Source organism: Streptomyces sp. NPDC039424 (assembly GCF_055639495.1).
Map to the genome: position 1 here is coordinate 1 of NZ_JBVKAI010000015.1, position 24,267 is coordinate 24,267.

The window sequence follows — 24,267 nt, forward strand, 5'->3', positions numbered from 1 at the left end:
GCTGAGGTGCTGGACCGGTACCTGCACCACCTGCGGACGCCCCCTGCCCCGCCCTCGGAGCAGCCGCAGACAGCCCACAACCTAACGAAGCACTACTAGGCAGTTTCGTTTGGATCAGTCGGTCATTGGTCTGGTTGTGCGTTGACCGACGCGCAGTGGGCGCGGATCGAGCCGTTACTCCCGGACCGAACACCGAGACGGGGTGGCCGCTGGCGTGACCACCGCGAGGTGATCGACGCGATCGCCTTCAAGTTCCAGACCGGAACCCAGTGGGTCCACCTGCCGGAGAAGTACGGCAACTGGAGGGGCGTCTACAACCGGCTGCGCATGTGGGCAGTCGACGGCACCTGGGAGCGGGTGTTCACCGCGCTGATGGCCCAGGCCGACGCTGATGATGCCTGGCCTGGGCCGTGTCGGTGGACTCCACGATCGTGCGGGCTCACCAGCACGCGGCCGGGGCCCGCAAAAAGGGGCTCCGGCCGGCGAACCGGCCGACCACGCCATCGGCCATCCCGCGGCGCACTGACCACAAAGGTCCACCTCGCTGAACGGAGATCATCGAGTCCAGGAGGGAGGACAAGCCGTTGTCGGAGGCGATGGAGCAGGGTCAGGGCCTGGACTGATGGCCGCTGTGCAGAGTCGGTGCGCAAGGCTCCCCGGGGCCGCGGCGCGCGTAGCCGCAGCCCCCTGCCCGTACGGGCAGCGCGGACACGGTCCTGCAGCTCCTCAGGGAGGCGCACGGTGAGCGGCACACCTGCCCAGGCCGTCCGAGGCTTTACTGAACGCCACAGCACTTCGCAGCACTGGCCGACAGACCGCAGCCCGCCTGGTCCGCGGCCGTGGGCCGGGGGAGCTGTCGCCGGCGCAGTGCGGGCTGTACGTGGGCGTTGCCGGGCCCTGCGCTAGAAGGTCAGGTTCCAGGCGTCGATCTTGCCTGTGTCGGAGGCGGCGTTGTCGTTGACGCGCAGCTTCCAGGTGCCGTTCGCGACCTCCGAGGAGGCGTTCACGGTGTAGGTCTGGGCGATGTTGTCGGCGCTGCCGCCGGCGTGGTTGTGCAGCGTGTAGACGGTGCCGTCCGGCGCCACCAGGTCGACCTTCAGGTCACCGATGTAGGTGTGCTTGATGTCCACACCCACCTTGAGGGTGGCCGGGGCGTTGCCGGTCACGCCGGTGACGGCGATCGGGCTCTCCACGGTCGCGTTGTCGTTGATGGCGAAGTCCGACAGGTTCTCGAAGTACTTGCCGGGCGGCGGGGTGGTCCCGACGGCCTTGAGAGCGTCGACCTGTCCCTCGCCGAAGAACGAGTTGTTGGCCGTCGTGCCCGTGCAGCGGCTGTCCGAGGGGCAGGCGATGTCGTTGGCCTGCTCGGCCAGCTTGGCGCGGAGCTGCGCCGGGGTGATGCCCGGGTTGGCGCTGGCGATGAGCGCCGCCACGCCGACCACGTGCGGGGTGGCCATCGAGGTACCGCTCTTGCTGCCGTAGCCGCCGCCGGGGACGGTGGAGTACACGTTGCTGCCCGGCGCCGCGACGTCGATGACGCCCTGACCGTAGTTCGAGAACGAGGCCTTCGTGACGCCAGTGCCGTTGGCCGCGACCGTGACCACGCCCGGCAGCTCGGTCGGGATGTCGAGGCAGGCGTTGGTGATGGTGCGGGTGACCGGCGTCGAGTCGTTCGGGCTCGCGGAGTCGGTGGTCTTGTGGGCGAGGTCGTAGTTCTCGTTGCCCGCGGCGGCGATCTGGAGGGAGCCCTTGCCCTCGGCGTACTCCTGGGCGCGCTTGACGCCCTCGATGATGGCGGACTGGTCGATGTTGTCCGGGCAGTTGAACTGCCACGGGTCCGTGTAATAGCTGTTATTGGTGACCTTGAAGCCGTGGTCACCGGCCCAGACGAAGCCGCAGATGGTGTTCTCGGCGAAGAAGAAGGAGTTGCCCGGCTCGGCGACCCGGACCGCGGCGATCTTCACCCCGGGTGCCACGCCGACGACGCCCTTGCCGTTCTTGGCCGCGGCGATGGTGCCCGCTACGTGGGTGCCGTGCGTGTCGACGTCCCGCCAGGCTCCGGCACGGGTGTCGGGCTTGCCGTAGGCGCAGGAGACCGAGTCGGCCGCGTCGAAGTTGGGCGCCAGGTCCTGGTGCTGGTCGTCCACACCGGTGTCCAGGATGCCGACCGTGACGGAGGCGGAGCCCGGGTTCACGGCCCATGCCTGGTCGGCCTTGATCTGGCTCATGTCGGCCCGGACCGGTTCTCCGGCCGGGGTCGAGGCCTGGGCCGGATTGGCCGGGAGTGCCGGGTTGTAGGCGTCGGCCGGGACGTCCGAGGTACGCGTGGCGCCGACCTGCTGCACGCCGGCGACACCGCGCATGGTGGCGGCGAATCCGCTGGACGCCGAGTGGGCGACGATCACGCCGATGGCGTCGAAGTTCGAGAAGACGGTGCCGCCGTTGGCCGTGATCGCCGAGCGGACCGCCGAACTGTCACCGGGGGCGGTGATCACGAGGTAGGCACGCGTCCCGGCCACCCAGGCCGCACTCCGGGATGCCGGCACGGCGGCAGGAGCGTGGGCCTTGGCGGCCGGCGCGGTGGAGGGGGCGACGGGGAGCGTGCCCGCGAGGGCTCCCGGGGCGCCGAACGCGAGGGTGGCGCCGAGCGTGGCCGCCAGCACCAGCGTGCGTCTGGGTCGGCTCGATATGTGGGGTATCAATGCGTCCTCCGGAGACGGCCCGGCCGTGCTGAGGGCACCGGCCGGGCCGTACGAAACGAGTGGTGGATGCAACATGTCAGGTGCATGCTCCTGTATGGAAGTGCCTTTCCGTGCAGGGACGTTAGAGAGGCGTGGCTGAAAAGAGACGTACTCCGGGCGTCGAGGGTCGGGATCCACCGAGAGCTCGGCGACGTCGACCGCGTCCTGGCGTACGCCGCCGGCCTGGTGGGCCGTGCTGCCCGCACCAGAGCGCCGGACCCGCGCGGCGACCGACACCGCCCGCGCCCTGCTGGCCGTCGGCGACGTGCCGGCCCCGTCCGTCCAGCTGCGTCGCCCGGTGGGTCAAGCGTCTGGCCGGAGGCGTCGCCGTCGCCCCTGACCGTTCCGACGTTCAGCCTCCCGCCCGTCATGCCGGCCGGCCCCTGCACCGCGATGCCGCTCGTGCCCGTGAAGTACGCGGCGCGAGCGAAGTGCGCCAGACGGACGGCGAGGGATCCCCGTGTGGGTGGGGCGCGCATGCGGGTGCGACCATCGAGGGGGTCGTGAAGCCACAGGTGCCGGCACCCGCCGCTGAGCGCCTGCAGCGCGACAGGTTCTGCCGCCTGCCGGCGGCCGACCCGGGGTCACCCCAAGCCGTCACCCAGAGAGAGACTCCCACGATGAACTCGTTGGACCGCCTCGCACACGGACCCGCGCCGGTCGACCACCGCGCCGCGATCGCGGTGGAGACCGCCCGACTCGTCGCAGCCCTCCAGGATGCCGACCTGACGACCGCCGTGCCGAGCTGTCCCGGTTGGAGCCTGGCAGACCTGGTCAAGCACACCGGTGGCGTCCAGCGTTGGTTCTCGAGTCTTCTGCACGCGCGCATCCAGGAGCCCCCGCGCACGCGCGAGGTGGAGCTGCGGCTCCCGGAGCGGCGGGAAGAGTACCCGCACTGGCTGACCGACAGTGCGACCGTGGCAGCGCAAGCCTTCGCGGCCACCGACCCGGACCTGCCCATGTGGGCATGGGGCGTCGATCAGCACGCCCGCTTCTGGGCACGCCGGATGCTCTTCGAGACCCTGTTGCACCGGGTCGACGCCGAACTGGCCCTGGGCCGCCGGCCCACGATCGACCGCCCGTCGGCCGTGGACGGGGTCGACGAGTTCCTCGTCAATCTGCCCTTCGCCACCTCCTTCGCGCCCCACGTCGCGAACCTGCGCGGTCCCGACAAGGCCATCCGCTTCCGCGCGACCGACGGTGAGGAAAACTGGCTTGTCCGCCTGCGGCCCGACGGCTTCGGGCTCGACACGAACCCGGGTGCTGCCGAAACCGCCGACTCGACCGTTCATGGAACCGCCGCCGATCTGTTGCTGCTCGTCTACGGCCGACTGCACCACGACGCGGCGAGCTTCGCACGTGACGGAGACGACGACCTGCTGAGTCACTGGTTCGCCAACTCCGCTTTCTAGGACGGATTTACGTCGTCCTGGTCTTCGTGGACCGGCGGCGGAGAACTGGCAGCAGGGCAGTAGTCGCCGGAGCCGCACTCCGATAGGTTACCGACCAGGCGGTACGTTTCGCGGGGTGTCCCGCCGCCTTCATGTGCTCGATGAACACCAACGTTTCATCCGCAACAGGACGGAGAGCCGCTCATGGCGCAGGCGCAGGCACAGAACCTGACCCGCGACAGCCTCGCCTACGCGCGCGAGACCTGGAGAACCCTCGAGCCCTACCACGGGGCCGTCTACTTCTCGCCCGAAGCGGCAGGCCGGTACGGCGAGTTGGGCGTGGACGCCAGGACGGGGTACTTCGCGTCCCGTTCGGCCGCGCTCGGCGCGGCTTCGGCGGAGGTGGTCATCGCCACGTTCTACAACTTCAGTCCACAACTGGTGCGCCGGGCCATACCCGCGGCATGGGAGGCCGCTACGCCGCAGCAGTTCACCGCTGCCCGGCTCGCGGGGATCGGTGCCACGCTCCGCCGCATCCTCGGCGCGGAGGTCTTCTCACCGGCGATGGCCCGCGCGGCCGAACTGGCCCGTACTGCAGCGGAAGTGACTGTGCACCACCCGCAAGGCCGCCCACTTTTCGCCGCGCACGCCGCACTGTCGTGGCCGAGCGAGCCCCACCTCGTGCTCTGGCACGCGCAGACTCTGCTGAGGGAGTTCCGTGGCGACGGCCATGTGGGGGCACTGCTGACCGCCGGACTGAGCGGGATCGAAGCTCTCGTCACGCATGCCGCCGCAGGCGACGTCGATGCAGGGGTCCTGCGCGACTCGAGGGCATGGACGCCGCAGCAGTGGGGTGAGGCCGTGCAGAGCCTGCGTGAGCGTGGATGGCTCGACGACGGACCGGACCTGGCGCTGACCGAGGAAGGGGTGCGGCGCAGGGCGGAGATCGAGCACACCACCGACAGGCTGGCCGCCCTCCCGTACCTCACGCTCGGTCCCACGGCCTGCGCCGAACTCCGCTCATTGGCCAGGCCGTTCAGCCTTGCTCTGGCGAAGGAACTCTTGCCGTGGGCGGTCGGCCGCCTGAACGAAGAGAGCGCAGGAGAGAGGGCGCCGAGGGCGGGAACGCCCGATGGTGCCTGAACCCCTGTGGAATTCGAGAAAATCAGCTGGCAGCGGGCCGTACGGGACCGCAAGAGGCCTGGCATGCTGGACCGGCGGCGCTTCGAGACGTTGGTGTTCACCTACCTGGCTGAGCACCTGCGGACTGTGGCGTGTGGGAGGCCGTGTACATCATCGACGAGCTGCTGAAGAACGCCTCCGAGATGAAGCCGGACACGATGCACGCGGATACGCAGGGGCAGTCGCTCCCGGCTGCCCCTCGTACAGCTCCGAGATGTACTCCGGGTCGCGCTCTGGCGGGCCCGCGCGGGCGCCGGCGCGTCCGGCACCCGCCGGTCCTCGCTGACCGCCTCGAACTCCAGCGTGCCCACCAGGTCGAACATCGGCGCCCGGTCCGGCTTGTGGAAGCGGGCGACCAGCACCTCGTGGCTGTTGCCGTGGTGGGCGGCCACCGCCTCGATGTCGGCGAACTTCGTGTCGAACGAGCCGGAGGTCAAAACCGCCTTCTGCTCCAGTGCCAGCGCGGCGGCCCGCTACGTGGCCGGCGCCCGCGACACCTTGCGGCGGGCCTTCTTCCCCGCATCTCGGGGGAACCTCAGAGCAGGGCGCTGCAGTAGAACCGTGTGCCCTGCGAGCCGCCGGCCTCACCCGCGTGCTTCATCCACTCGGAGACCATCCACCCCGACCTGCGAGCCGCCAGGTCAGTTACCGGCCTTCTTGTCGAACCATCCGAGCGACTGGGCGACGGACGCGCCGAACAAGAGGATGCCGGGAGGAACGATCCTGAACCAGACGGCATCGGCTTTCATGGCCGCGAGCAGGGCGATGGCGCCGATGGCCAGCGCCAGGAGCACGAGCATGCCCAGAAGGACACGAATCTTGGAAACCAACGGAGGACTCTCCAATGTTCAGCTGGGCTCTATTGACTAGACAGCGTTCGCTCCCCGTTGGACCGCCGGCGACGGTTGCCCAGTAGGGAGGCAGCAAGGTCCCCGGGGTGACACCACGGCTCCGTCAGAAAGCTCATGGGCAAGCTCCCGACGCAAGGTACCGCTGACTACGGCGATGAGCAGGGGTACGACGTGAGCACCCGGTCCACGAAGAGCCACAACAGGATGCCCCCGGTCGCCAGGCAAGCGATGGCGGTCAGGAAAGCGGCGATGAACAGTCCGCTGCGCTTCTCCTGCACGTCGGCCTCCTTCCTCGGCAGGAAGGTGTGTTCGAGTAGGCCGAAGTTTTCACGGGAAGCCAGTCCGGCGACTTCAGGGGGCGGGGAACCCGGCACGCTCATGCAGGGGCCTCGGTTTCGTATCGGAGCGGCCTCGTCAAGGCTGCTTCAGCCGGTCGCGTGTTCAATTGGCCGTGTGCTCGATGAGTCGAGCGAGCAGACGGGCGCGGGGGACCATCCGCGCAACCTCGACGTACTCGCTGTCCGCGTGGGCGCCTGCGCCCACGGCACCCAGGCCGTCCAGCGTCGGACAGCCCACCGCCGCGGTGTAGTTGCCGTCCGAGGCGCCGCCGACGGCGATCCCCCGCAGCGGTTCCTGGCCCGACTCCGTGGCGAGCCGGGAGGCGAGGGCGAACAGTTCGGCGGACGATTCCGGTGTCATGGGCGGCCGTTGCCTGCCGCCCAGCACCTCGAGCCGGGCTCCGGGAGTCCGGGCGGTGAGCCCCCGCATGAGCTCGTCGACCCGGTCCTGCGCCGCAGGCGTCGGCACGCGCACGTCCACCGACACCCGGGCCAGCGCGGGCACCGTGTTGCGGGCAGTGCCGGCGGACAGCAGGGTGGGCGTGACGGTCGCGAGTCCCAGAACGGGGTGGGCGCCGCCGTCGGCACCCGACGAGGCTCCGAGTAACGAGGCTCCGAGGTCGGCGATGGACAGCACCTGATGAGCGGCCTCGACCGCCGCGTTGACTCCTTTCTGCGGTTCCAGACCCGCGTGCGCGGCCCGGCCGCGCACCACGACCTCGTACCGCGAGGTGCCCTTGCGGGCGGTCTTGAGCGCACCCCGCTCGTCTGCGGCCGCCTCCAGTACGAAAGCGGCCCTGCACCCCCGCGCGGCTTCCTCGATCAGCTCTCGGGATGTCGCGGAGCCGACCTCCTCGTCCCCGCTGACCAGTACGCACACCCCGTCCGAGGAGGGCAGGGAGGCCAGCGCGTGGAGCATCTGCACCAGGCCCGCCTTCATGTCCAGGACCCCGGGGCCGCGGGCGATTCCGTCGGTCACCGACCAGGGGTGGTTCTGGAGCGAACCCATGGGCCACACCGTGTCGTGGTGTCCCACCAGGAGGACCCGCGGGGTGCCGAAGGTCCACCGCAGATGGGTCACTCCGTCGATCGCGATGGTCTCCGGCCCGGTTCCCAGAAGCGTCGTCCCGAGGGCGCCGACCACCTCGGCGCTGCGCGCCACCGCCGCGTGGTCGGCTGAGAAGGACTCGCAGAGCACGAGTGTCTCCAGATCGGCCAGCATCGTCGGCAAGGAGAGCGCGGCCCCCCGGGTCACCGGTCCCACCCCGTCTGGACTTCCTGTCGCAGCGACACATTTCCCCCTCGGATCTCGTGGGCCAGGGTGCGGCGGGGCGCATCCCCCTGCAGAGCCCCGCCGCGTGAACGACGTTATGGCCGGACATGGCATTCCACCAGCGACTGGATTGCATGGGATCTATGCGATGAAGGAATGTGTCATGAGAGGATGGTGATACGGGGAGGCGGATCTCGGAGGGAGGAACGTGTTCGAGATCGACGCGCTGCGGCTGCTGGTGGCCGTGGCCGATACCGGGTCGTTCACGAAAGCGGCGGTCCAACTCAACTACACACAGTCCGCGGTGTCCCGGCGGATCGCCGCGCTGGAACAGCAGGCCGGCGGGCCGCTGTTCCAGCGCCTCCCTCGGGGCGTACGGCTCAATCCCGCCGGCCGCACGCTGCACCGGCACGCCATGGAGGTGCTCGACCGGTTGTCGCGGGCGGAGCGGGAGCTGGCCGTGCTGCACGCGGGGCTCGGCGGACCGCTGCACGCAGGCGCGTTCGCCACCGCCAACATCTCGCTGGTGCCCACCGCCCTCCGGGCGCTCCGGGACACCAGGCCGGATGTCGAGGTCGTCGCGGTGGAGGGCTGGACCGACACGCTGATGCAGCGTCTTGCGGACGGGGCGCTGGACCTGGCCGTCGTCAGCGACTACCCGTCCGGTCTGCCGTCGGCCGACGGTGTCACGACGACCGTGCTGTGCGAGGACGAACTGTTCGTGGCTCTCCCACGCGGGCACCGCCTGGCCGGAGCAGGGGCGGTCGACCTGCGTGAACTGCACGACGAGGCATGGCTTCACAGTGCGTACGGCGACCGTCCCACGATGCTCGCCGACGCCTGCGCACGGGCGGGCTTCACGCCCAGGAAGATCATCCGGATCGCGGAGTGGACGGCGAAGTTCGGTTACGCGGCTGCCGGGTTGGGAGTGGCGCTGGTGCCCTCGCTGGCCGCACGGGCGGTCCCCGACGAACTCGTCCTGCGCCGCCTCACCGACTCGGCCCTGCGCCGTACCGTCCATGTGGCGCTGCCTGTCGCCCCGCTACCGGCGGCACTGAAACTGCGGGATCTGCTGCGCGACGCCGTCGACTGAACCGTCACGGAGGTTGTCCTCGACGGTGCTCCGACCGGCCACCGGCGGTTCACCGGCGCCAGTCATGACGGTCGTGACGTGCGCGTGCAGGGCTTCGGCGAGGAGTTCTTCCTTGGCCGCGAAGTGGTTGTACAACACGCCGTCGGCGACCTTGGCCTCGCGGGCGATGCCGCGCACGGTCAGGCCCACGCTCCCGTGTTCGGCGATGAGGCGTGCAGCAGTGGCGATCAGGTGCTCGCGGAGCTTCTGATCGCCTCCGCCGTCCCGCAATAGTGCGGGTTTCCTAGGTGACATCACGTCGCAGTGCAGTGAGGCTCGCAGCGGTGGCGATCACCACGGCGTACATGGCCGGCATGACGCGCCACCCCGCAGAGGCAGCAGGCCGTCCTTCACTCGTGGGCCCTCGACAGGTTGCGTACTGATCGCGTTCGGTAGGCACCGGGGGTCGCACCGGTCCACCGGCGGAAAGCGCGGATGAATGCCGCTGCGTCGGCGTACCCGAGACGTACGGCGATCTGGTCGACCCCGAGTCCGAGGGTGGACAGCATCTCGACAGCACGAGTGTGCCGCGCTGCGTCGACCAGACGCCGGTAGGACGTGCCCTCCACTGCCAGACGCCGGCGCAGAGTGCGGGTGGAGACGTGCAGCGCGGCTGCGGCAACGCCCATGTCGGGGATGCCGTCCGGCCACTGCATGAGCAGTTCCCGTACCCGCGCTGCGAATCCGGTGTCGGTGCGCCGGGCCAGCAGGAGCCTGCACTCGCGTTCGCACACCTGCATGGTGTGCTGGTCCGCCTGCGGCAGCGACTGCTCCAGTACCGCCGCGAGGGTGACGATCGCGTTGCGCGGCGCCCCGAAGGCGATGGGCACGTCGTCAAACGTCTCATACGGCGCGGACGTTTCAGGCCGTGGAAAGCGCAGATCCAGTCGGAGGGGGGTGAAGGGCCGGCCCACAATGGTGTCGAGGATGGCCCGGATATTGGCTATTTCCCGCTCGATGAAGAAGTGCCGGACGGGCGGGGGCACCAGCCCGTCGTCAAGGACGAGACGGACCTCGTTTCCGTCCTCCTGAAGGTGGATCCCGACCATGGCGAAGGTGAGTTCCAGGTAGCGCAGTCCCACAGCCGCGGCCTCGCGCAGCGTCGGGCTGGCGAGTAGTGCGAAGCCCAACACGCTGTACGTACGCAGCGGAATCCGGCTGCCGACCTCGAGTCCCAGGCCGGGAGCGTCGCCCGTGGCGCGGACCAGGTTCTGCGCCACAGTGAGCTCCTGCCAGGCCCGGACATGTGCGGCATCGTCGGCAAGAGCGTTCTCGTCCACACCACTGCCGTCGAGGCATACCGGTACGGGCACTCCACGCTCGACGCCCACGTCCACCATCGCGCGCACACCTGCGATGCCTCGGTTGAACAGCCGTGGAGCTGTGGAGACTTCCTCGGCCGCCGCCCTGTGGCCGGAGCGGCCAACAGCATGGCCGCCATTGCCTGGAACCAGCACTGCCAATCCCCCTAGCATCGGAAGGGATCGATGCGGCGGATCCCGCCGTAGGCTCCCATTCAGCCTAGTCGGGATGTGCGTGCGGGCCAGGGGGCGCACGCGTTATCAGCCACCGCGGTCTGTAGCGCTCAGCGCGGCCCGCGGTCCTCACGTGCGCGACTGCTGCACCGGAAAACATTCTCGAGCACAGCCAGTGAAACGCACAGTTCCGGTTGCTGGTTACCGAAGGCAACGGGGGCTTCCGAATTGCACGGGAGGAGCGAATGATGGACGACTTCAGCACGTTGGAAGTAATGCTGGTCGACAATGAGGATCTTGTGCGCCGCGGATTCCGGCAGGCCCTCGGGGAGGAGCCGGACATCACGGTGGTCGCCGATACGAGGGTCGGTGAGGAAGCATTACGCATGGCCGAGCTGCGGCGACCGCAGGTCGTCCTCGTGGATGCCGAATGCGAATTTGTCCGGAAACTCGCCCGGCCCTTGGGGACGGCAGTACCCGGAGTCGCGCCGGGGATAATTGTCCTGACCAGCAACGCCCTTGACAGCCATCTGCTCGGGTCGCTGAAGGCGGGCGCACGTGGTTTTCTGCTCAAAAGTGCCAGCCAGGACGAGCTGATCTCAGCTGTCCGTGCGGTTGCTGACGGCGCGGCCTTCTTGTGCCCCACGATGACCCGACGGCTGATCGATCGGTTCGAGATTCTGCCGCCGCCACATGAGCGGTCTCACGCGGTCGCCCTGGCGAGCCTGAGCGGCCGCGAGACCCAAGTTCTCTGCGGTATAGCCATGGGCAGGTCGAACCAGGAGATCGCCCACGAGCTGCATGTCACGCTCGCCACCGTGAAGTCCCACGTCTCGCGCATCCTCGCCAAGCTCGAGTTGCCGAACCGGATGCACGCGGCGCTGATGGCCCAGCGGAGCGGTCTCGTGCACCCGCCCCCGCCACCGCGGGCCAAACAGGCCGCGGTACGCCCCCTGTCCTCCTGCCGCCCGTCCCAAGCCCGTGGTCAGGCGGGCTTGGTGAACGCGAGGACCACGTTGTGACCGCCGAAACCGAAGGAGTTCGAGATGGCCGCGGTGACCCTGATGCGCTGCTGGGTTCCCGTGACGATTTCCACCTTCACCTCGGGATCCTTGTCGTCGAGGTTCCTGGTCGCGGGAATCACGTCGGTGAAGACGCTCAGGACCGTGAAGATGGCCTCGATCGCGCCGGCCCCGCCTATGAGATGGCCGGTGATCGACTTGGTCGCCGTCACAAGAGCATGCGGACCGAGCGATTCCAGCAGTGCCGCCGCCTCGATACGGTCACCGACGGGCGTACCGGGAGCGTGGGCGTTGACGTGAACGATGTCCTGCGGGCCGAGACCGCCGGAGCGCAAGGCCTCGCGGATCGCACTGATCTGACCGTCCGCTGACGGAGATGTCATGGTGTGCGCGTCGGAGCTCATCCCTGTACCGGCGAGCGTGGCATACATCCGCGCGCCACGAGCTTTCGCGAACTGGGTCCGCTCCAGCACGACGGCGCCGCCGCCCTCGGACATGACGAAGCCGTCACGGGCACTGTCGAACGGCCGCGATGCGTTCTGAGGGTCCTCATGACGGCCGGACAGGGCTCCCATGCGGGCGAAAGCCGCCATGGACAGCCGGCCGATGCATGCCTCGGTGCCGCCGGCGACAACGACATCGGCCCGCCCGTCACGCAGTAAGGCGAGCCCCATGGCTATTGCCTCCGCTCCGGAGGCGCAGGCGCTGGTCGGCGCGTGGGCGCCGGCCCGCGCGCCGAGAGCCAGACTGACTGCGGCGGCCGAACCGTTGGGCATCAGCATCGTCACCGCGAACGGCGACACGCGGCCCGGCCCCTTGGCCAACGACAGGTCGTGCTGGTCGACCAGTGTCCCTCCGCCGCCGAGACCGGTGCCGATCACCACGGCCAGCCGCTCCGGCGCCACCTCGGGCGCGCCGGCGTCGGTCCATGCCTGCCGGGCGGCCACCATCGCGATCTGCTGGCAGCGGTCCATCCGTCGGGCCTCGACCCGGTCCAGTACCTCGGTCGGTTCCTGACTCAGCCGGCCTGCCAGTCGTACGGGCAGATCGCGAGACCACGGTTCGTCGAGCACGGTGATCGGGGATTCGCCGGCGAGCAGCGCCTTCCAGGTGGAGTGGACGTTGCCGCCCAGCGGCGTGGTCATTCCCAAACCGGTGACCACCACGCCGGTCGTACCCAGGACCTCCCCGTCCGGGCGACCGGGGAGACCGGGGAGTTCGGGGAGCTTCGGATAACCCAAGAAGTAGTCGTCAGATGCGTCGTAGGACATCGAGGTTCCCTTTCTGAAGCCTTCTGGGGAATGTTCTCCCTTGGATACGGGCCATTCGTCGTCCACTGGCCGTCGTCACGACGGTATCCAGTACGAGGCACTTTCCGTAACGGCCGACGGACCGAACCGTGACGGCGACCGGAGGATGGCTTTCATCCGTCTTCCGGCCTACTCGAAGCTCGCCTCCGGTAGGGGGATGGACCCATCCCGCGGCGGATACCCGATATTTCTCTGCCGACCTAGCATCTCCTCGAGTGGAACCACCAAGACGCACACGTACAGCAATGGCTGGATACGTGATCAAGTCCCGACGGGCCAGCGGGGAAATGGCAGGGGCAATGCCAATGGCCGAGTCGAACAGGAGGACCACGATGTCAGAGGATGCCGTCACAGAATCCCGACCGGAGCCGACGACCTTGGTCGAGCTCTGCAGGTATCGCGCGTCCAGGGAGCCGGATCGACGGATGTTCGCCTTCCTGGAGAACGGCCTCGAAGAGTCCGACTCGCTCACCCTCGCCCAACTGGACACCCGGGCAAGGGCAATCGCGGCGCATCTGAGCAGGCAAGCCCCGCAGGGCGCCCGCGCCGTGCTGAGTTACCCGCCCGGCCTGGACTTCGTGTCCGCCTTCTTCGGCTGCCTGTACGCCGGCCTGATCGCGGTGCCGGCTCCTCCGGTGCTGCGCGTCGGTGTCGACGACCGGTATACGCGCTTCCGGTCAATCGTCGACAGCTGCCAACCGGATGTGCTGCTGTCGAACGGGTCGAGGCTGAACCGTGTCGACGCGTTGCTGAAGAACATCTCCACACCACGCCGGCCGACCTCTGTGGCGACCGACGAGATCAGTGAGACGGACGCGTACGGCTGGAATGCCCCCGACATCGGCGAGGACACGATCGCGTACCTGCAGTACACCTCGGGCACGACCGGTCCGCCCCGGGGTGTGGAGCTCACCCATGGCAACGTTCTGCACAACCTCTCGTTGATCTTGGCCAACGGTACCCGCGCCACGGACGACTTCGACCGGCTGCCGCCTGTTGTGTCCTGGCTGCCCGTGTTCCACGACATGGGACTGATCACCGGGGTCCTGCAGCCGATCTACGTCGGGTACGACGCCGTACTGATGCCGCCCTCGGCGTTCACCCAGCATCCGGTCAACTGGCTCCGCGCGATGTCGGACCGCGGGGCGGGTATCAGTTCAGCACCCGGTTTCGGGTACGAGTTGTGCCTGCGGCGCGTCTCCGAGGAGCAGTTGCGTTCCCTCGATCTCAGCGCCTGGCGGATCGCGGTGGTCGGCGACGAGCCGGTGCGTGCAGAGATGATTGACCAGTTCAGTGCCATGCTCGCCCCGTTCGGGTTCCGCCGCGAGGCGTTCTTCCCGAGTTACGGCATCGCCGAGTCCACTGTCATGCTCAGCGGCGGGCCGGTGGAGCCCGAACCGGTGATCCGCCGGTTCGACGCGGTGGCGCTGGCGAAAGGCAAGGTGCAGCGAGCCAGTCGCGAGGACGAGGTGCGCCGGCTGGTCGGCCTGGGCCAGGTGCACCCGTCCATGACCATCGCGGTGGTGGATCCGGCCACCGGCGATCCCTGCGCCCCGGACGAGACAGGGGAGATCCTGGCGTCCGGACCGAGTATCGGTGCCGCGTACTGGAACGCCCCGAAGGAGACGGCGCGTACGTTCAACGCCACCGTGCGCGGCCACGAGGGCCGCCGGTTCCTGCGCACCGGCAGCCTGGGCTTCCTGGACGGCGGTCAGCTCTTCGTCACCTGCCGTGTGGACGACCTCATCGTCGTGGAGGGCATGCAGTACTACCCGTACGACATCGAGGCGACCGCGGCAGCAAGCCATCCCGCCATACGGGAGGGCTGCTGCTGCGCCTTCACCGCCGAGGACGGCGGACGCACACGCCTCGTCGTCCTGGCTGAGATCAACAGCCGGTACCGCGTCATGACCGGCCCCGTCCCGGACACTCCGCCAGGTGCCCGCGCGACCCACGCGGCGGATGAGGTCGAAGAAGCCGTCCGGGAGGCCGTCTTCGCCGGGCACGGCCTCCGGGCCGACGACGTCCTCCTGGTCAAGGCCGGTGCGCTGCCGTTCACCACCAGCGGCAAGTTGCAGCGTGCACAGTGCCGGTCCAGGTACCGGGCGCGGGCATTCGCGACAGTCTGAACCTCGCTCCATGCAGGGGACGCGCGAACTGTCCGCCGCCTTCTTCCTCTTCCTCCGTTTGGAGTGGTCATATGCGAACCAATCCCGAGCACGGTGTCCGACTGCCCGAGGCGGTGGCCGGCGAGCACGGCGCACTGCTCACGCTGATCGACCTGTGCCGCACTCGTGCGGCAGCCGAGCCCGACCGGAAGAACTTTGTGTTCCTGGGCGACGGTGTCGAGGAATCAGAATCACTGACCCTGGCCGAACTCGACCGCCGGGCGCGGGCGGTCGCCGTGACGCTGCGACAGCAGGTTCCTGCCGCGCGCGCCCGCGCGCTGCTGAGTTACCCGCCGGGACTGGACTTCCACGTCGCCTTCCTGGGCTGCCTCTATGCCGGTCTGATCCCGGTGCCGGTGGCTCCGCTCGACGGGACGCGGAGCAATGCCAAATGGACTCGGGTGGAGTCGATTGCCGCGAGTTCCGAGCCCTCGCTGTTCCTGTCGACCGGCCCCGTGCTTGCCGCCGCGGAGCACGTCCTCAGCGACGCCGACGGGCTCGCCCAACTCAACCGGGTGGCGACCGACGAGGTACGCCTGGACCTGGCCCAGGAGTGGACCCCACCGGTGGCCGCCGCTGAGATGGTCGCCTATCTGCAGTACTCCTCGGGCTCGACCGGTGTGCCGAAAGGCGTCGCGATCAGTCACGGCAATGTGCTGAACAACCTGTCGCTGATATACGACAATACGCGCCGGTCTGCCGACGACGCCGGGCTGCCCCGGCCGTCGGCGGTGTCGTGGCTGCCGCCGCACCACAACATGGGCCTCATCTGCAATGTCCTCGACCCCCTCTTCTCCGGCCGGGATGTCACCCTGCTGCCGACGATGACCTTCGTGCAGCGTCCGCTCACGTGGCTGCGGGCCATCTCCCGGCTCGGACGCGCGGACAGCTGCGCACCGAACTTCGCCTACGACCTGTGCGTCCGCCGGGTGACGGACGCTCAGCGCCGGGAACTCGACCTCAGCCGCTGGGAGATGGCGCTGGTCGGAGGCGAGCCCGTCCGCTCCGACACGCTCGACCGCTTCAGCGCGGCATTCGCGGAGGCCGGCTTCCGGCGCGAGGCGCTGTCCCCCGCGTACGGCCTCGCCGAGGCGACAGTGATGGTCACGGCCGTACCGGTCGGCCAGGCCCCGGAAGTCCTGCGGCTGGACCCCGAGTCGCTCGCCGCCGGAAAGGTGCGCCCAGCCGCGTCGGCACAGGACAGCCGTGAGCTGGTCGGCTGCGGCCCGATCCATCCGTTGAGCACGGCTATCGCCGTCGACGTGGAGACAGGCAAGCCCTGCGGGGAGGACGAGGTGGGTGAGATCTTCGTATCCGGCCCGAGCGTCGCAACGGGGTATCTGAACGCTCCCAAGGAGACTGCCGAGACCTTCATGGGGTCCATTCCCGACCAGCCGGGGGAGCGGTTTCTCCGTACTGGTGACCTCGGATTCGTGCTGAACGGGGAGCTGTTCATCACCGGCCGGGCAAAGGACGTCATCATCATCGCCGGTGCCAACCACTACCCGCAGGACATCGAGGCCACCGTTGAGGCCAGCCACCCGGCAGTCCGCGAGTTCGGCACCTGCGCGGTGTCGGTCGACGACGGCGCACACGAACGGCTCATCGTGCTCGCCGAGACGACAGCCGGAGGCGAGACCGGTGAGCAAGTGACCGCCCAGGAGATCAAGCAGGAGATCAGGCGCGCGGTCCATGCCGGACACCGCATCCAGGTACACGATGTCGTCCTCCTCAAGCCGGGGACGCTGCCGCTCACGACGACCGGCAAGCTGCAACGGCGCGACAGCCGGGACCGGTACCTCGGGGGTTCCTTCGAGGCGGCCCTCATCGAATGACGGTGCGTCCTCTGCGCATCCGGTGCCCTGGCGGGCCTTGCCCGGCCAGGGCACCGTGCAGGTGCGCCGACGCAGGATCCCGGCGCCGGGTAACCGGTGCCGGTCGGCACTCTGCTCTCAGGCCGCAGGCCCGTCCCTTCCTCCTTCAGCATGTGGTGATCGACATGCACCGGCGGTGTCCGGGTCGAGGCGTCGCTCTCGGGTACGAGGAACGGGCGGCTTCCGGCCGTCCGCCGGACCATGTTGAGGGCTATGCTGCTGTACGGACGTCCCAGACCCCGGCGGCTTGTCGTTGCTCGATACAGATGGCTGCGGGGAGCGGAGCTTTCGTCCGTCACCCGGCGCATCCCTGGAGGGAACTGGGTGGGTCCGCTGTCCTGTCGCACAGGCTGCCGTGCCGGCCGTTGCTCCGTCTCCGTCGAACGTACGCCCCTGTCAGGAGCGCGCCTGGAGGCCCGGGAATGCCGGCGTCACCGCGTGCGCTGCCGGATGGTCTTCTGAACCGAGGCGTCATGCCCTTCCCACAGCTCACCATCTACCGCCGTGATCGACGGAACGGGGCGCTGATCACCCTGGCCGGTGAGATCGACCTGGAATCGGCCCCGCTGGTCCGCACGGCACTGGCGCGGTGCCTGAGCGACGGCATTCGCACCGTCGATGTCGACCTCACCCCCGTCACCTTCTGCGACTGCAGCGGCCTCAACGCCTTCCTGTACGCCGCGCAGAAGGCCGCCGAGGCCGGTGGGACCCTGCGACTGCACCACCCGCCACCGACCCTGGGCCTGATACTCGACCTCACCGGCTCCGGGTTCCTGCTCCTCGGCCCTCCGCCCGGGCATCTGGCACCTCCTCTCGGGGATGTCCCAGCCCCGACCACCCAAGCCCCGCCACACCGGCCCGTTCCGCTGGACTCCGTCCTCTCGGGTGATGCGCGGTGACGGCCCCGTCGGAGCGGGGGCAGCAACGAGAGCCCCGTGGCAGTGAGTCGGCCACCATGGACGCGGTCCTGTTGCGTCGGGTGAACCGCTGGCAGGCGCAGGCCGTGAGCGGGGAGCTCGCGGATCTGTACGTGGACTCCCGCGAGACGTCTCCCCGTGAGCCGTACCGCCCTCCCGGCCGCCAGGACTTTCTGAACCGTCTCACCACCGAGATCCGTCGGCCGAGGTTCGCCATGGTGATCGCGGAGACGGACGGCCTGGTGGGATGCGCTTTCGGATTTCCGGTCCGCGGCGACGGCTTCTGGTGGCTCGACTTCGAAGGAGCACTGCCGCGCGGCATCGAGCAACTCACCGAGTCGGGCGGACTCTTCGCGATCACCGACATCCTGGTCCGCCCGCACCCGCGAAACCAGGAGCATGACGTGGCCCGCCGGTTGCAGGATCGGCTGCTGACCGACCACCAGGCATCACTCGGCGCCACCTTGGTGCACCGGGCCGATCACCTCGTCATCACTGCGCTCCGTTCCTGGGGATGGCTGGACGTGGGAGAGATCTGGGGGCCGATCAGCGCCACGCTGCTCCGGGTGCTGGTCCTTCCGGTCCGGGAGCGAACCGCGGCGCGGCTGGAGGGACTTGCGCACGGTGCCTGGACACGGTGGCCCGGATGAGGTCCGACAGCCGCTCGGCCCGCATTCAGGTGCTGGTGGCCGAGCAGGCGGCCCGGCGCGGTGTTCGGGTCGGTGTGGCGGACGTGTGCACCGCGGCCGTGGCCGCGCTGCCGGTCGGCGGGGCCGGGCTGTCGGCGATGTCCAAGGCCGCGCCGAGCCATCCGTTGTGCAGCACCGACGACATCAGCGAGCAACTGGAAGAGCTCCAGCTCACGCTGGGTGAGGGGCCCTGTGTGGACGCCTTCCTGCACGGCTCGGCTGTCCTGACACCCGATCTGCTCATCCGTGACCTGCAGGACCGTTGGATGGTGTTCGCGGATGCGGCCCTGGAGGCCGGGGCACGCGCGGTGTTCGCGCTCCCTCTGCAGATGGGGGCGATCAGCCCGGGAGTCCTGGACCTGTACGCCGACGTGCCGACCGTGCTGGACGCCGAGGAACTGGCCGACGCGCTGGCCTTCGCCGATCTCGCGACGCTGCTCCTGCTCGATGCGCGGATCGAGGAGACGGGCGCGCCGGCCGGCGGACCGTCGCCGGACCGCGGCTTCGAGGACCTGGGTGAATACCGGGCGGAGATCGACCAGGCAACCGGCATGCTCACCGTCCAGCTCGGCGTCGGCATCGACGAGGCCTTCGTCCGGCTGCGCGCCTACGCCTTCCTACAGGGACGCCGGCTCGCCGACGTGGCCGCCGACGTGGTGGCCCGCCGGCTCCGCTTCTCCCCGGACACGGAACCCAGACGGACCGACGAGGAGCCCTGATGTACGGGTGCCTTCCGACAAACGTGCCGCACTTCCCGCCCCTTCCCGGCGGGAATAGTCTCCATCGAGGGTGACACGATGAATCAGCAGCTCCTGGCCAAGACCTTCGTCGAGCTGGCGGACAACCTGGTCGCCGACTTCGACCTCATCGATTTCCTGCGCCTGCTCACCGACCGCTGCGTAGGGCTGCTCGGCGCGAGTGCCGCCGGGGTGCTGCTCGCGGACCGCGACGGCGAACTCCGCGTGATGGCCGCCTCCGACGAACAGGTACGGCTGCTGGAACTCTTCCAGCTCCAGAACGACCAGGGCCCCTGCCTGGAGTGCTTCCGCACCGACACCCCCGTGGTCGTCCCCGACCTGACCCGGGAGATCGACCGCTGGCCGCGCTTCGTCACGGCGGCCCACCGCAGCGGCTTCGGGGCGGTCCAGGCGCTGCCCATGCGCCTGCGGGAGGAGACCGTGGGCGCTCTGAACCTCTTCCGCGCGGCCCCCGGCCCCTTCGACCCGCTCGCCACGCACATCGCCCAGGCCCTGGCCGACGTCGCCACCATCAGCCTCCTGCAACAACGCACCGCTCAGCGCAGCAGCGTCCTGAACGAGCAGTTGCAGACCGCGCTGAACAGCCGCGTACTGATCGAACAGGCCAAGGGCAAACTTGCCGAACGCCAGGGCATCGACATGGAGCGGGCGTTCACCGCGCTGCGTGGTTACGCCCGCGCGCACAACCGGCGCCTGTCCGACCTGGCCCGCGCCTTCATCGACGACTCCGAACCCTTCCCCGGTCTGGGATCCTGACCCACTCCGCGCCGCACGCGGCCCCTGCACCCGGGTTCGCGGTCCGTACGGCCGCCGCCGCACTGCGGCGGCGGCCGTACGTGGCGCGAGGATGGGAGGCCCCCCTCCACCGTGTCCTCGCGCGCTGTCCTCCGTGGCGGCGGGACATGGTGGGAACACCCCGTCTGGAAATGCCTGGAGGACGGAGGCTGGAGCCGCGCACTGCGGCGATGCGGCTCCGGCCGGGCCTGGTCCGACTCGGGGGCTGGGAGCCTGGACGGGGAGACCTGCTGGTAACTGAAACGGTCGCAGCCCCGTCTTCCCTGCGTGGAGCCTAGAGCAGATACAGGCGAAGCGGAACAGGGCCGTTCGCAGGGGCCGCCCGTGCACCCGGGACGTCGTCAGGCGGTCCTCCTCGGAACACGGGGGTCGGCCATCATCTGGTCGTGCGGTCGTACGGGGAAGGCGACGCGAGCGACGACACCCGGTCGGCACACTCACCGTCCAGCTGCCTGGGCCACAGTGGCCCCGTGCCCCCAACGGGCCCCGGCGCGGCGCCGATCCGGGGCTATGCTGGCGTACAGACGTCCCGGACCCAGGCGCCGCACCGCCCATCGGCCACGATGGCACTCCCGTACATCTCCTGGTCTTCTGAACCGAGGCGCCCCATGAGCAGCCCGCGGTACCCGCACGAACCCGAAGGTTCAGAGCGTCCCTTCCTGGACACGGTGCGGCTGCGCCGGCTGAACCGCTGGCAGGCCGAGGGCCTCCGGGAGGACCTGGCGGATCTGTACGTGGAGTCGTCCGTCACCCCGCCCGGCGAGGAGTTCCGCGGTCGGCAGGAGTTCCTGCGCCGGCTGGAGCACGATGTACAACTGCCGGGATTCGACATGCTGGTCGCCGAGGCAGTGGGCTTGACCGGCTGTGTCTCAGGGATCCCCGTGCCGCGCGACGGCTCCTGGTGGGAGGGGGTCGACGGGCTGATGCCGCAGAACCTGGAGCAACTGACCGCATCCGGGCATGTCTTCGCGATTCTCGAAACCGTCGTCCATCCGCACCGGCACGCCCACGGGCTCGCCCGCCGGCTCCAGGAGCGGCTGCTCGCCGACCACCAGTCCTCGCTCGGTGTCACCTTGGTGGATCGGTCCGCCCGCTCGGCCTGTGCCGCCTTCAGGGACTGGGGCTGGCAGGAGGCGGGGCAGATCCACCGCCTACCTGGCCCAACGGCTTTGAGCGTACTGGTTCTTCCTCTTGGCGAGCGCACGGAGGACCATCCGGACGGCCTCGCCCACAACGACCGGACCCAACGGCCCGAATAGCCGCCCGCAGCGGCCGGACACGGCGCGTACCGAGGCGTGGAGGAGCGGGTGGATCTGTCTCCGGAGCAGGAGGCGCGGCGGATCGCCGCGGTGCGTCGTTACGACATCCTGGACACTCCGCCCGACGGTGCCTTCGACCGGATCGCCGCGCTGGCCGCCCGCCTGTTCGACGCTCCGGCCGCCACGGTGACGATCGTGGACACCGACCGGGTCTGGTTCAAGGCCGCGTACGGTCTGGCGGGGGTCACGCAGATCGGCCGGGACCCGGGTCTGTGCACCTCGACGATCCTCACCGGCGGCCCTCTGGTCGTCCCCGACACACTCGACGACCCGGTCGCCCGCGCCCACTCCCTGGTGACCGGTCCGGCCCGGGTGCGCTTCTACGCCGCCGCCCCGATCACCACCAGCGACGGTCACCGCCTGGGCACCGTGGACGTCCTGGACACCAGGCCGCGCCGCATCACACCGGACCAGGCCACCGCCCTGACCGACCTGGCCGCGCTCGTGATGGACGAACTGGAGCTGCGGTTGTCCGCGCTGCGCATGCTCCGTGTCGAACGGGAACTGGTGGAGGTCGAGCACGCGGCACGGGAGCGCGCCGAGCGGGACCGGTCGGAGATCGCCGCGTACACCTCCACCCTGCAGCGCACCCTGCTGCCCCCGGCACTGCCGGAGGTGCCGGGCCTGGAGGCCGTCTGCCACTACACCACCGCCTCGGTCCACGACATCCGCGGCGACTTCTACGACGTCTTTCCGCTCGGCGCCGGGCGGTGGGCGTTCTTCCTCGGTGACGTCAGTGGCCGGGGCGCACCGGCAGCCGCGCTCACCTCGCTGATCCGCTATACCCTGCGCTCCACCGCCCTGCTGGAGCGCGACCCGTGTGCCGTACTGCGGGCGCTGAACTCCGCCCTGCTGTCGGCATCGTCCGACGGCAGTGGCCTCTGCACCTTGGTCTTCGGCACCCTCGCCCCGAGCCCGCGGGCGGTTTCGCCCTCACCCTGGCCGGCGGCGGGCATCTCCCCGCCCACCATCTGCGGCCCGCCCGCCGCGACGGGCCCGACCGGGCGGTCGCCCGAACCGAGCCGGTGAGCCTGGCCGGAGGGATGCTCGTCGGCGCCCTGCACCACGCGGACTTCGTCTCCCGGGCCGTTCAACTCCTGCCCGGCGAGATGCTCTTCCTCTACAGCAACGGACTCACCGAGGCCCGTACCTCCCAAGGTGCCCGGTTCGGCGAGCGTGGCTTGACCGCCCCCTCACCCACCATGCCGCCACCGGGCCCTCGGCGCCGCCGCGATCATCAGCGACCTCACCTTGCTGCTGGACACCTTCCCCGCGGGACCCGCCGACGACGTCGCGCTCCTCGCCCTCAGCGCGACCTCGGCAACACCCGCCACGGCACCCTCCGGAGCCTCGGGCACCGCGCACACCAGCCTGTCTTTTCCGCTCCCCGCCCCGGACACCGCAGCGCAGACCGAGGCACAGGTTGCGCCCAGCGCCGGGGAGCCCGGGGTGTGTCGGGCCGCACGGGCACTGACCCGGCGTGCGCTCAAACGGGATTCGGCCATGGTGCCGTGGACGGGTGCGGAATGTGTACGCCTTGCTTCCGAGGTCCTTCCGCGTGCGCCGGGCGGGATCGCCCCTGTCGCCCGGCGCGAGTGGAAGGAGGGGCGGGTGAGGTGGCGGAATCTGGTTCCGCGTCCGCCACGGGCCGTGTCGTTGTGGTTCTCTGGCGGGACGCCGGCTGAGGCCCGCCACCCGGGGGCCGATGTACGTGACCGAGGCGATCCCGAGTACATGATGCGGGGATGCGCCCGACGTGTCCGACGCGCCCTGCCCCTGCGTGCCCTGTGCGAGAGAAGGGTTCCCCCATGCCGGTTCCGCGCGCGTCGATCCCGGCGATGCCGTCGGCCGCTTCCGGTACGACGGCCGTCTTCTTCGCCGCTCTCGTGGGTCTCGCCGACAGGCTCGCCGAGTGGAGCGGCGGCCGTGTGCCGACGGCGGCGGGCCGGATCACCGGTGCTCTCGTGAGCCCTCTTGCGAGTCCCCTCGCTCCGGACGACTACCTGGGCCTGGTCGACCCGCTGCTGTCCGCCCGCCATCCCTCGGGCCGGGTGATCGCCGTGCGGCCGGAGTGCGCCGGGGCGGCCACGCTGGAGATCCGTCCAGGGCGCGGCTGGGCGGCACACAGGCCCGGACAGTACCTGCCGGTGGGGGTGGAGATCGACGGCGTACGGCACTGGCGTACGTACTCGATCACCTCACCCCCCGAAGCGCCGGGCCGGACACTGACCATCACGGTCCAGGAGCAACCCGGCGGCCGGGTCTCCCCGCACCTCGTGCACCGGACCGGTCCCGGCACCGTGCTCCGACTCGGCCCGGCGCGGGGCGAGTTCACGCTGCCAGAGGATCCGCTGCCGCCGCGGATGCTGATGGTGACGGCGGGCAGCGGCATCACCCCGGTGGCGGGGATACTGCGCGCCCTTGCGGGCCGCCGCTTCTCCGGGCCCGCCCCCGACGTCGTAGTCCTGCACAGCGCACCCGGCCCGGACGAGTTCCTCTTCCGGGCCGAACTGGCCGGGCTGGCGGCCCGGTTGCCCTGGCTGAGCGTCCACGCGCGGTACACCCGTACCGCGGGCCGGCTGGTCCCCGAGCACATGGGCGTGCTCTGCCCGGACTGGCACGACCGGGAGACCTGGGCCTGCGGTCCGGACGGACTGCTCGACGCACTGGAGAGGCATTACGCGGCGGCCGGCGCCGGTGAGCGGCTGCGCGTGGAGCGATTCCGGCTGACGCCCGTGCGGCCGCAGGACTCAGCTGCCTCCGGCGGCCGGGTCCGGTTCGAGCGCAGCGGCATCGAGGCCGACGCGTCCGCGTCCATGCCCCTGCTGGAGACCGGGGAGGCGGCGGGTGTGGCGATGCCGTACGGCTGCCGCCGGGGGATCTGCTTCGGCTGCCTCGTCCCGCTGGTCCACGGCCGCGTCCGCGATCTGCGGACCGGTGAACTGCACGGTGAACCGGGTGCGTTGATCCAGACCTGCGTCAACGGAGCAGCAGGTCCGCTCACCCTCGCCCTCTAGGCCCCTCAAGGAGGC

General features: G+C 69.8%; 21 protein-coding genes and 2 pseudogenes. 16 read left to right on the plus strand and 7 right to left on the minus strand.

What is annotated here, in order from left to right:
- Positions 1-141: 141 nt before the first annotated feature.
- A pseudogene (locus ACZ7L0_RS30535) lies at positions 142-546 on the plus strand (IS5 family transposase); the annotation flags it as partial.
- 356 nt (positions 547-902) lie between these two features.
- On the opposite strand, the gene ACZ7L0_RS30540 reads toward ACZ7L0_RS30535, so the two are convergent.
- A complete protein-coding gene (locus tag ACZ7L0_RS30540; RefSeq protein WP_471245747.1) occupies positions 903-2,663 on the minus strand; it encodes a S8 family peptidase in 1,761 nt (586 codons plus the stop codon).
- Between the two features lie 698 nt (positions 2,664-3,361).
- On the opposite strand from ACZ7L0_RS30540, the gene ACZ7L0_RS30545 reads away from it, so the two are divergent.
- From ACZ7L0_RS30545 to ACZ7L0_RS30555, 3 genes and pseudogenes are all read left to right on the plus strand, one after another.
- Positions 3,362-4,153, plus strand: a complete 792-nt coding sequence (locus tag ACZ7L0_RS30545; protein ID WP_471245748.1) for a maleylpyruvate isomerase family mycothiol-dependent enzyme — start codon at positions 3,362-3,364, stop codon at positions 4,151-4,153.
- A gap of 183 nt (positions 4,154-4,336) precedes the next feature.
- Positions 4,337-5,275, plus strand: coding sequence for an SCO6745 family protein (locus ACZ7L0_RS30550; protein WP_471245749.1), 939 nt, complete (start codon positions 4,337-4,339; stop codon positions 5,273-5,275).
- Between the two features lie 125 nt (positions 5,276-5,400).
- Positions 5,401-5,505: pseudogene (locus tag ACZ7L0_RS30555) on the plus strand (Tn3 family transposase); the annotation flags it as partial.
- 450 nt (positions 5,506-5,955) lie between these two features.
- Here the strand turns inward: ACZ7L0_RS30555 and ACZ7L0_RS30560 are convergent.
- From ACZ7L0_RS30560 to ACZ7L0_RS30570, 3 genes are all read right to left on the minus strand, one after another.
- Positions 5,956-6,114 carry a hypothetical protein gene (locus ACZ7L0_RS30560; protein ID WP_358635467.1) on the minus strand — a complete coding sequence of 53 codons (159 nt, stop codon included), beginning with the start codon at positions 6,112-6,114 and terminating at the stop codon, positions 5,956-5,958.
- Between the two features lie 197 nt (positions 6,115-6,311).
- The gene (locus ACZ7L0_RS30565) at positions 6,312-6,545 is read right to left on the minus strand and encodes a hypothetical protein (RefSeq protein WP_471245750.1); all 234 of its coding nucleotides are present in this window, start codon (positions 6,543-6,545) and stop codon (positions 6,312-6,314) included.
- 61 nt (positions 6,546-6,606) lie between these two features.
- Positions 6,607-7,725, minus strand: coding sequence for a M20 family metallopeptidase (locus ACZ7L0_RS30570; protein WP_471245919.1), 1,119 nt, complete (start codon positions 7,723-7,725; stop codon positions 6,607-6,609).
- 259 nt (positions 7,726-7,984) lie between these two features.
- Between ACZ7L0_RS30570 and ACZ7L0_RS30575 the strand changes: the two genes are divergently transcribed.
- Entirely contained in the window at positions 7,985-8,869 is an 885-nt protein-coding gene (locus tag ACZ7L0_RS30575) for a LysR family transcriptional regulator (RefSeq protein ID WP_471245751.1), read from the plus strand.
- On the opposite strand, the gene ACZ7L0_RS30580 is transcribed toward ACZ7L0_RS30575, so the two are convergent.
- Complete coding sequence (locus ACZ7L0_RS30580) at positions 8,819-9,163, minus strand: helix-turn-helix domain-containing protein (RefSeq protein ID WP_471245752.1); 345 nt, start codon at positions 9,161-9,163, stop codon at positions 8,819-8,821. The two genes, ACZ7L0_RS30575 and ACZ7L0_RS30580, sit on opposite strands and share 51 nt — an antisense overlap.
- A 95-nt stretch (positions 9,164-9,258) precedes the next feature.
- Complete coding sequence (locus ACZ7L0_RS30585; RefSeq protein WP_471245920.1) at positions 9,259-10,365, minus strand: AraC family transcriptional regulator; 1,107 nt, start codon at positions 10,363-10,365, stop codon at positions 9,259-9,261.
- Positions 10,366-10,628: 263 nt separating this feature from the next.
- Here ACZ7L0_RS30585 and ACZ7L0_RS30590 point away from each other — a divergent pair, with 263 nt between their 5' ends.
- Positions 10,629-11,405 carry a LuxR C-terminal-related transcriptional regulator gene (locus ACZ7L0_RS30590; protein WP_471245753.1) on the plus strand — a complete coding sequence of 259 codons (777 nt, stop codon included), beginning with the start codon at positions 10,629-10,631 and terminating at the stop codon, positions 11,403-11,405.
- Here the strand turns inward: ACZ7L0_RS30590 and ACZ7L0_RS30595 are convergent.
- Positions 11,369-12,676 carry a beta-ketoacyl-[acyl-carrier-protein] synthase family protein gene (locus ACZ7L0_RS30595; protein ID WP_471245754.1) on the minus strand — a complete coding sequence of 436 codons (1,308 nt, stop codon included), beginning with the start codon at positions 12,674-12,676 and terminating at the stop codon, positions 11,369-11,371. The two genes, ACZ7L0_RS30590 and ACZ7L0_RS30595, sit on opposite strands and share 37 nt — an antisense overlap.
- Before the next feature lie 371 nt (positions 12,677-13,047).
- Here ACZ7L0_RS30595 and ACZ7L0_RS30600 point away from each other — a divergent pair, with 371 nt between their 5' ends.
- The 10 genes from ACZ7L0_RS30600 to ACZ7L0_RS30645 all read left to right on the plus strand — a co-directional run bounded on the left by ACZ7L0_RS30600 (position 13,048) and on the right by ACZ7L0_RS30645 (position 24,252).
- Positions 13,048-14,844, plus strand: a complete 1,797-nt coding sequence (locus ACZ7L0_RS30600) for a fatty acyl-AMP ligase (RefSeq protein ID WP_471245755.1) — start codon at positions 13,048-13,050, stop codon at positions 14,842-14,844.
- A 71-nt stretch (positions 14,845-14,915) separates the two neighbouring features.
- Complete coding sequence (locus ACZ7L0_RS30605; protein ID WP_471245756.1) at positions 14,916-16,718, plus strand: fatty acyl-AMP ligase; 1,803 nt, start codon at positions 14,916-14,918, stop codon at positions 16,716-16,718.
- Positions 16,719-17,230: 512 nt separating this feature from the next.
- Positions 17,231-17,656 (plus strand): STAS domain-containing protein, encoded by a 426-nt coding sequence (locus ACZ7L0_RS30610; protein ID WP_471245757.1) that lies wholly within the window; start codon positions 17,231-17,233, stop codon positions 17,654-17,656.
- 56 nt (positions 17,657-17,712) lie between these two features.
- Positions 17,713-18,324, plus strand: a complete 612-nt coding sequence (locus ACZ7L0_RS30615) for a hypothetical protein (RefSeq protein WP_471245758.1) — start codon at positions 17,713-17,715, stop codon at positions 18,322-18,324.
- A complete protein-coding gene (locus ACZ7L0_RS30620) occupies positions 18,321-19,082 on the plus strand; it encodes an ANTAR domain-containing protein (protein ID WP_471245759.1) in 762 nt (253 codons plus the stop codon). Before ACZ7L0_RS30615 ends, ACZ7L0_RS30620 begins: the two co-directional genes overlap by 4 nt.
- Positions 19,083-19,160: 78 nt before the next feature.
- Positions 19,161-19,877, plus strand: coding sequence for a GAF and ANTAR domain-containing protein (locus ACZ7L0_RS30625; RefSeq protein WP_471245760.1), 717 nt, complete (start codon positions 19,161-19,163; stop codon positions 19,875-19,877).
- 647 nt (positions 19,878-20,524) lie between these two features.
- Positions 20,525-21,175 carry a hypothetical protein gene (locus ACZ7L0_RS30630; RefSeq protein ID WP_471245761.1) on the plus strand — a complete coding sequence of 217 codons (651 nt, stop codon included), beginning with the start codon at positions 20,525-20,527 and terminating at the stop codon, positions 21,173-21,175.
- Between the two features lie 48 nt (positions 21,176-21,223).
- Positions 21,224-22,264, plus strand: coding sequence for a PP2C family protein-serine/threonine phosphatase (locus ACZ7L0_RS30635; protein ID WP_471245762.1), 1,041 nt, complete (start codon positions 21,224-21,226; stop codon positions 22,262-22,264).
- The gene (locus ACZ7L0_RS30640) at positions 22,207-22,920 is read left to right on the plus strand and encodes a SpoIIE family protein phosphatase (RefSeq protein ID WP_471245921.1); all 714 of its coding nucleotides are present in this window, start codon (positions 22,207-22,209) and stop codon (positions 22,918-22,920) included. Before ACZ7L0_RS30635 ends, ACZ7L0_RS30640 begins: the two co-directional genes overlap by 58 nt.
- 123 nt (positions 22,921-23,043) lie before the next feature.
- Positions 23,044-24,252, plus strand: coding sequence for a ferredoxin reductase (locus ACZ7L0_RS30645; protein WP_471245763.1), 1,209 nt, complete (start codon positions 23,044-23,046; stop codon positions 24,250-24,252).
- Positions 24,253-24,267 lie beyond the last annotated feature (15 nt).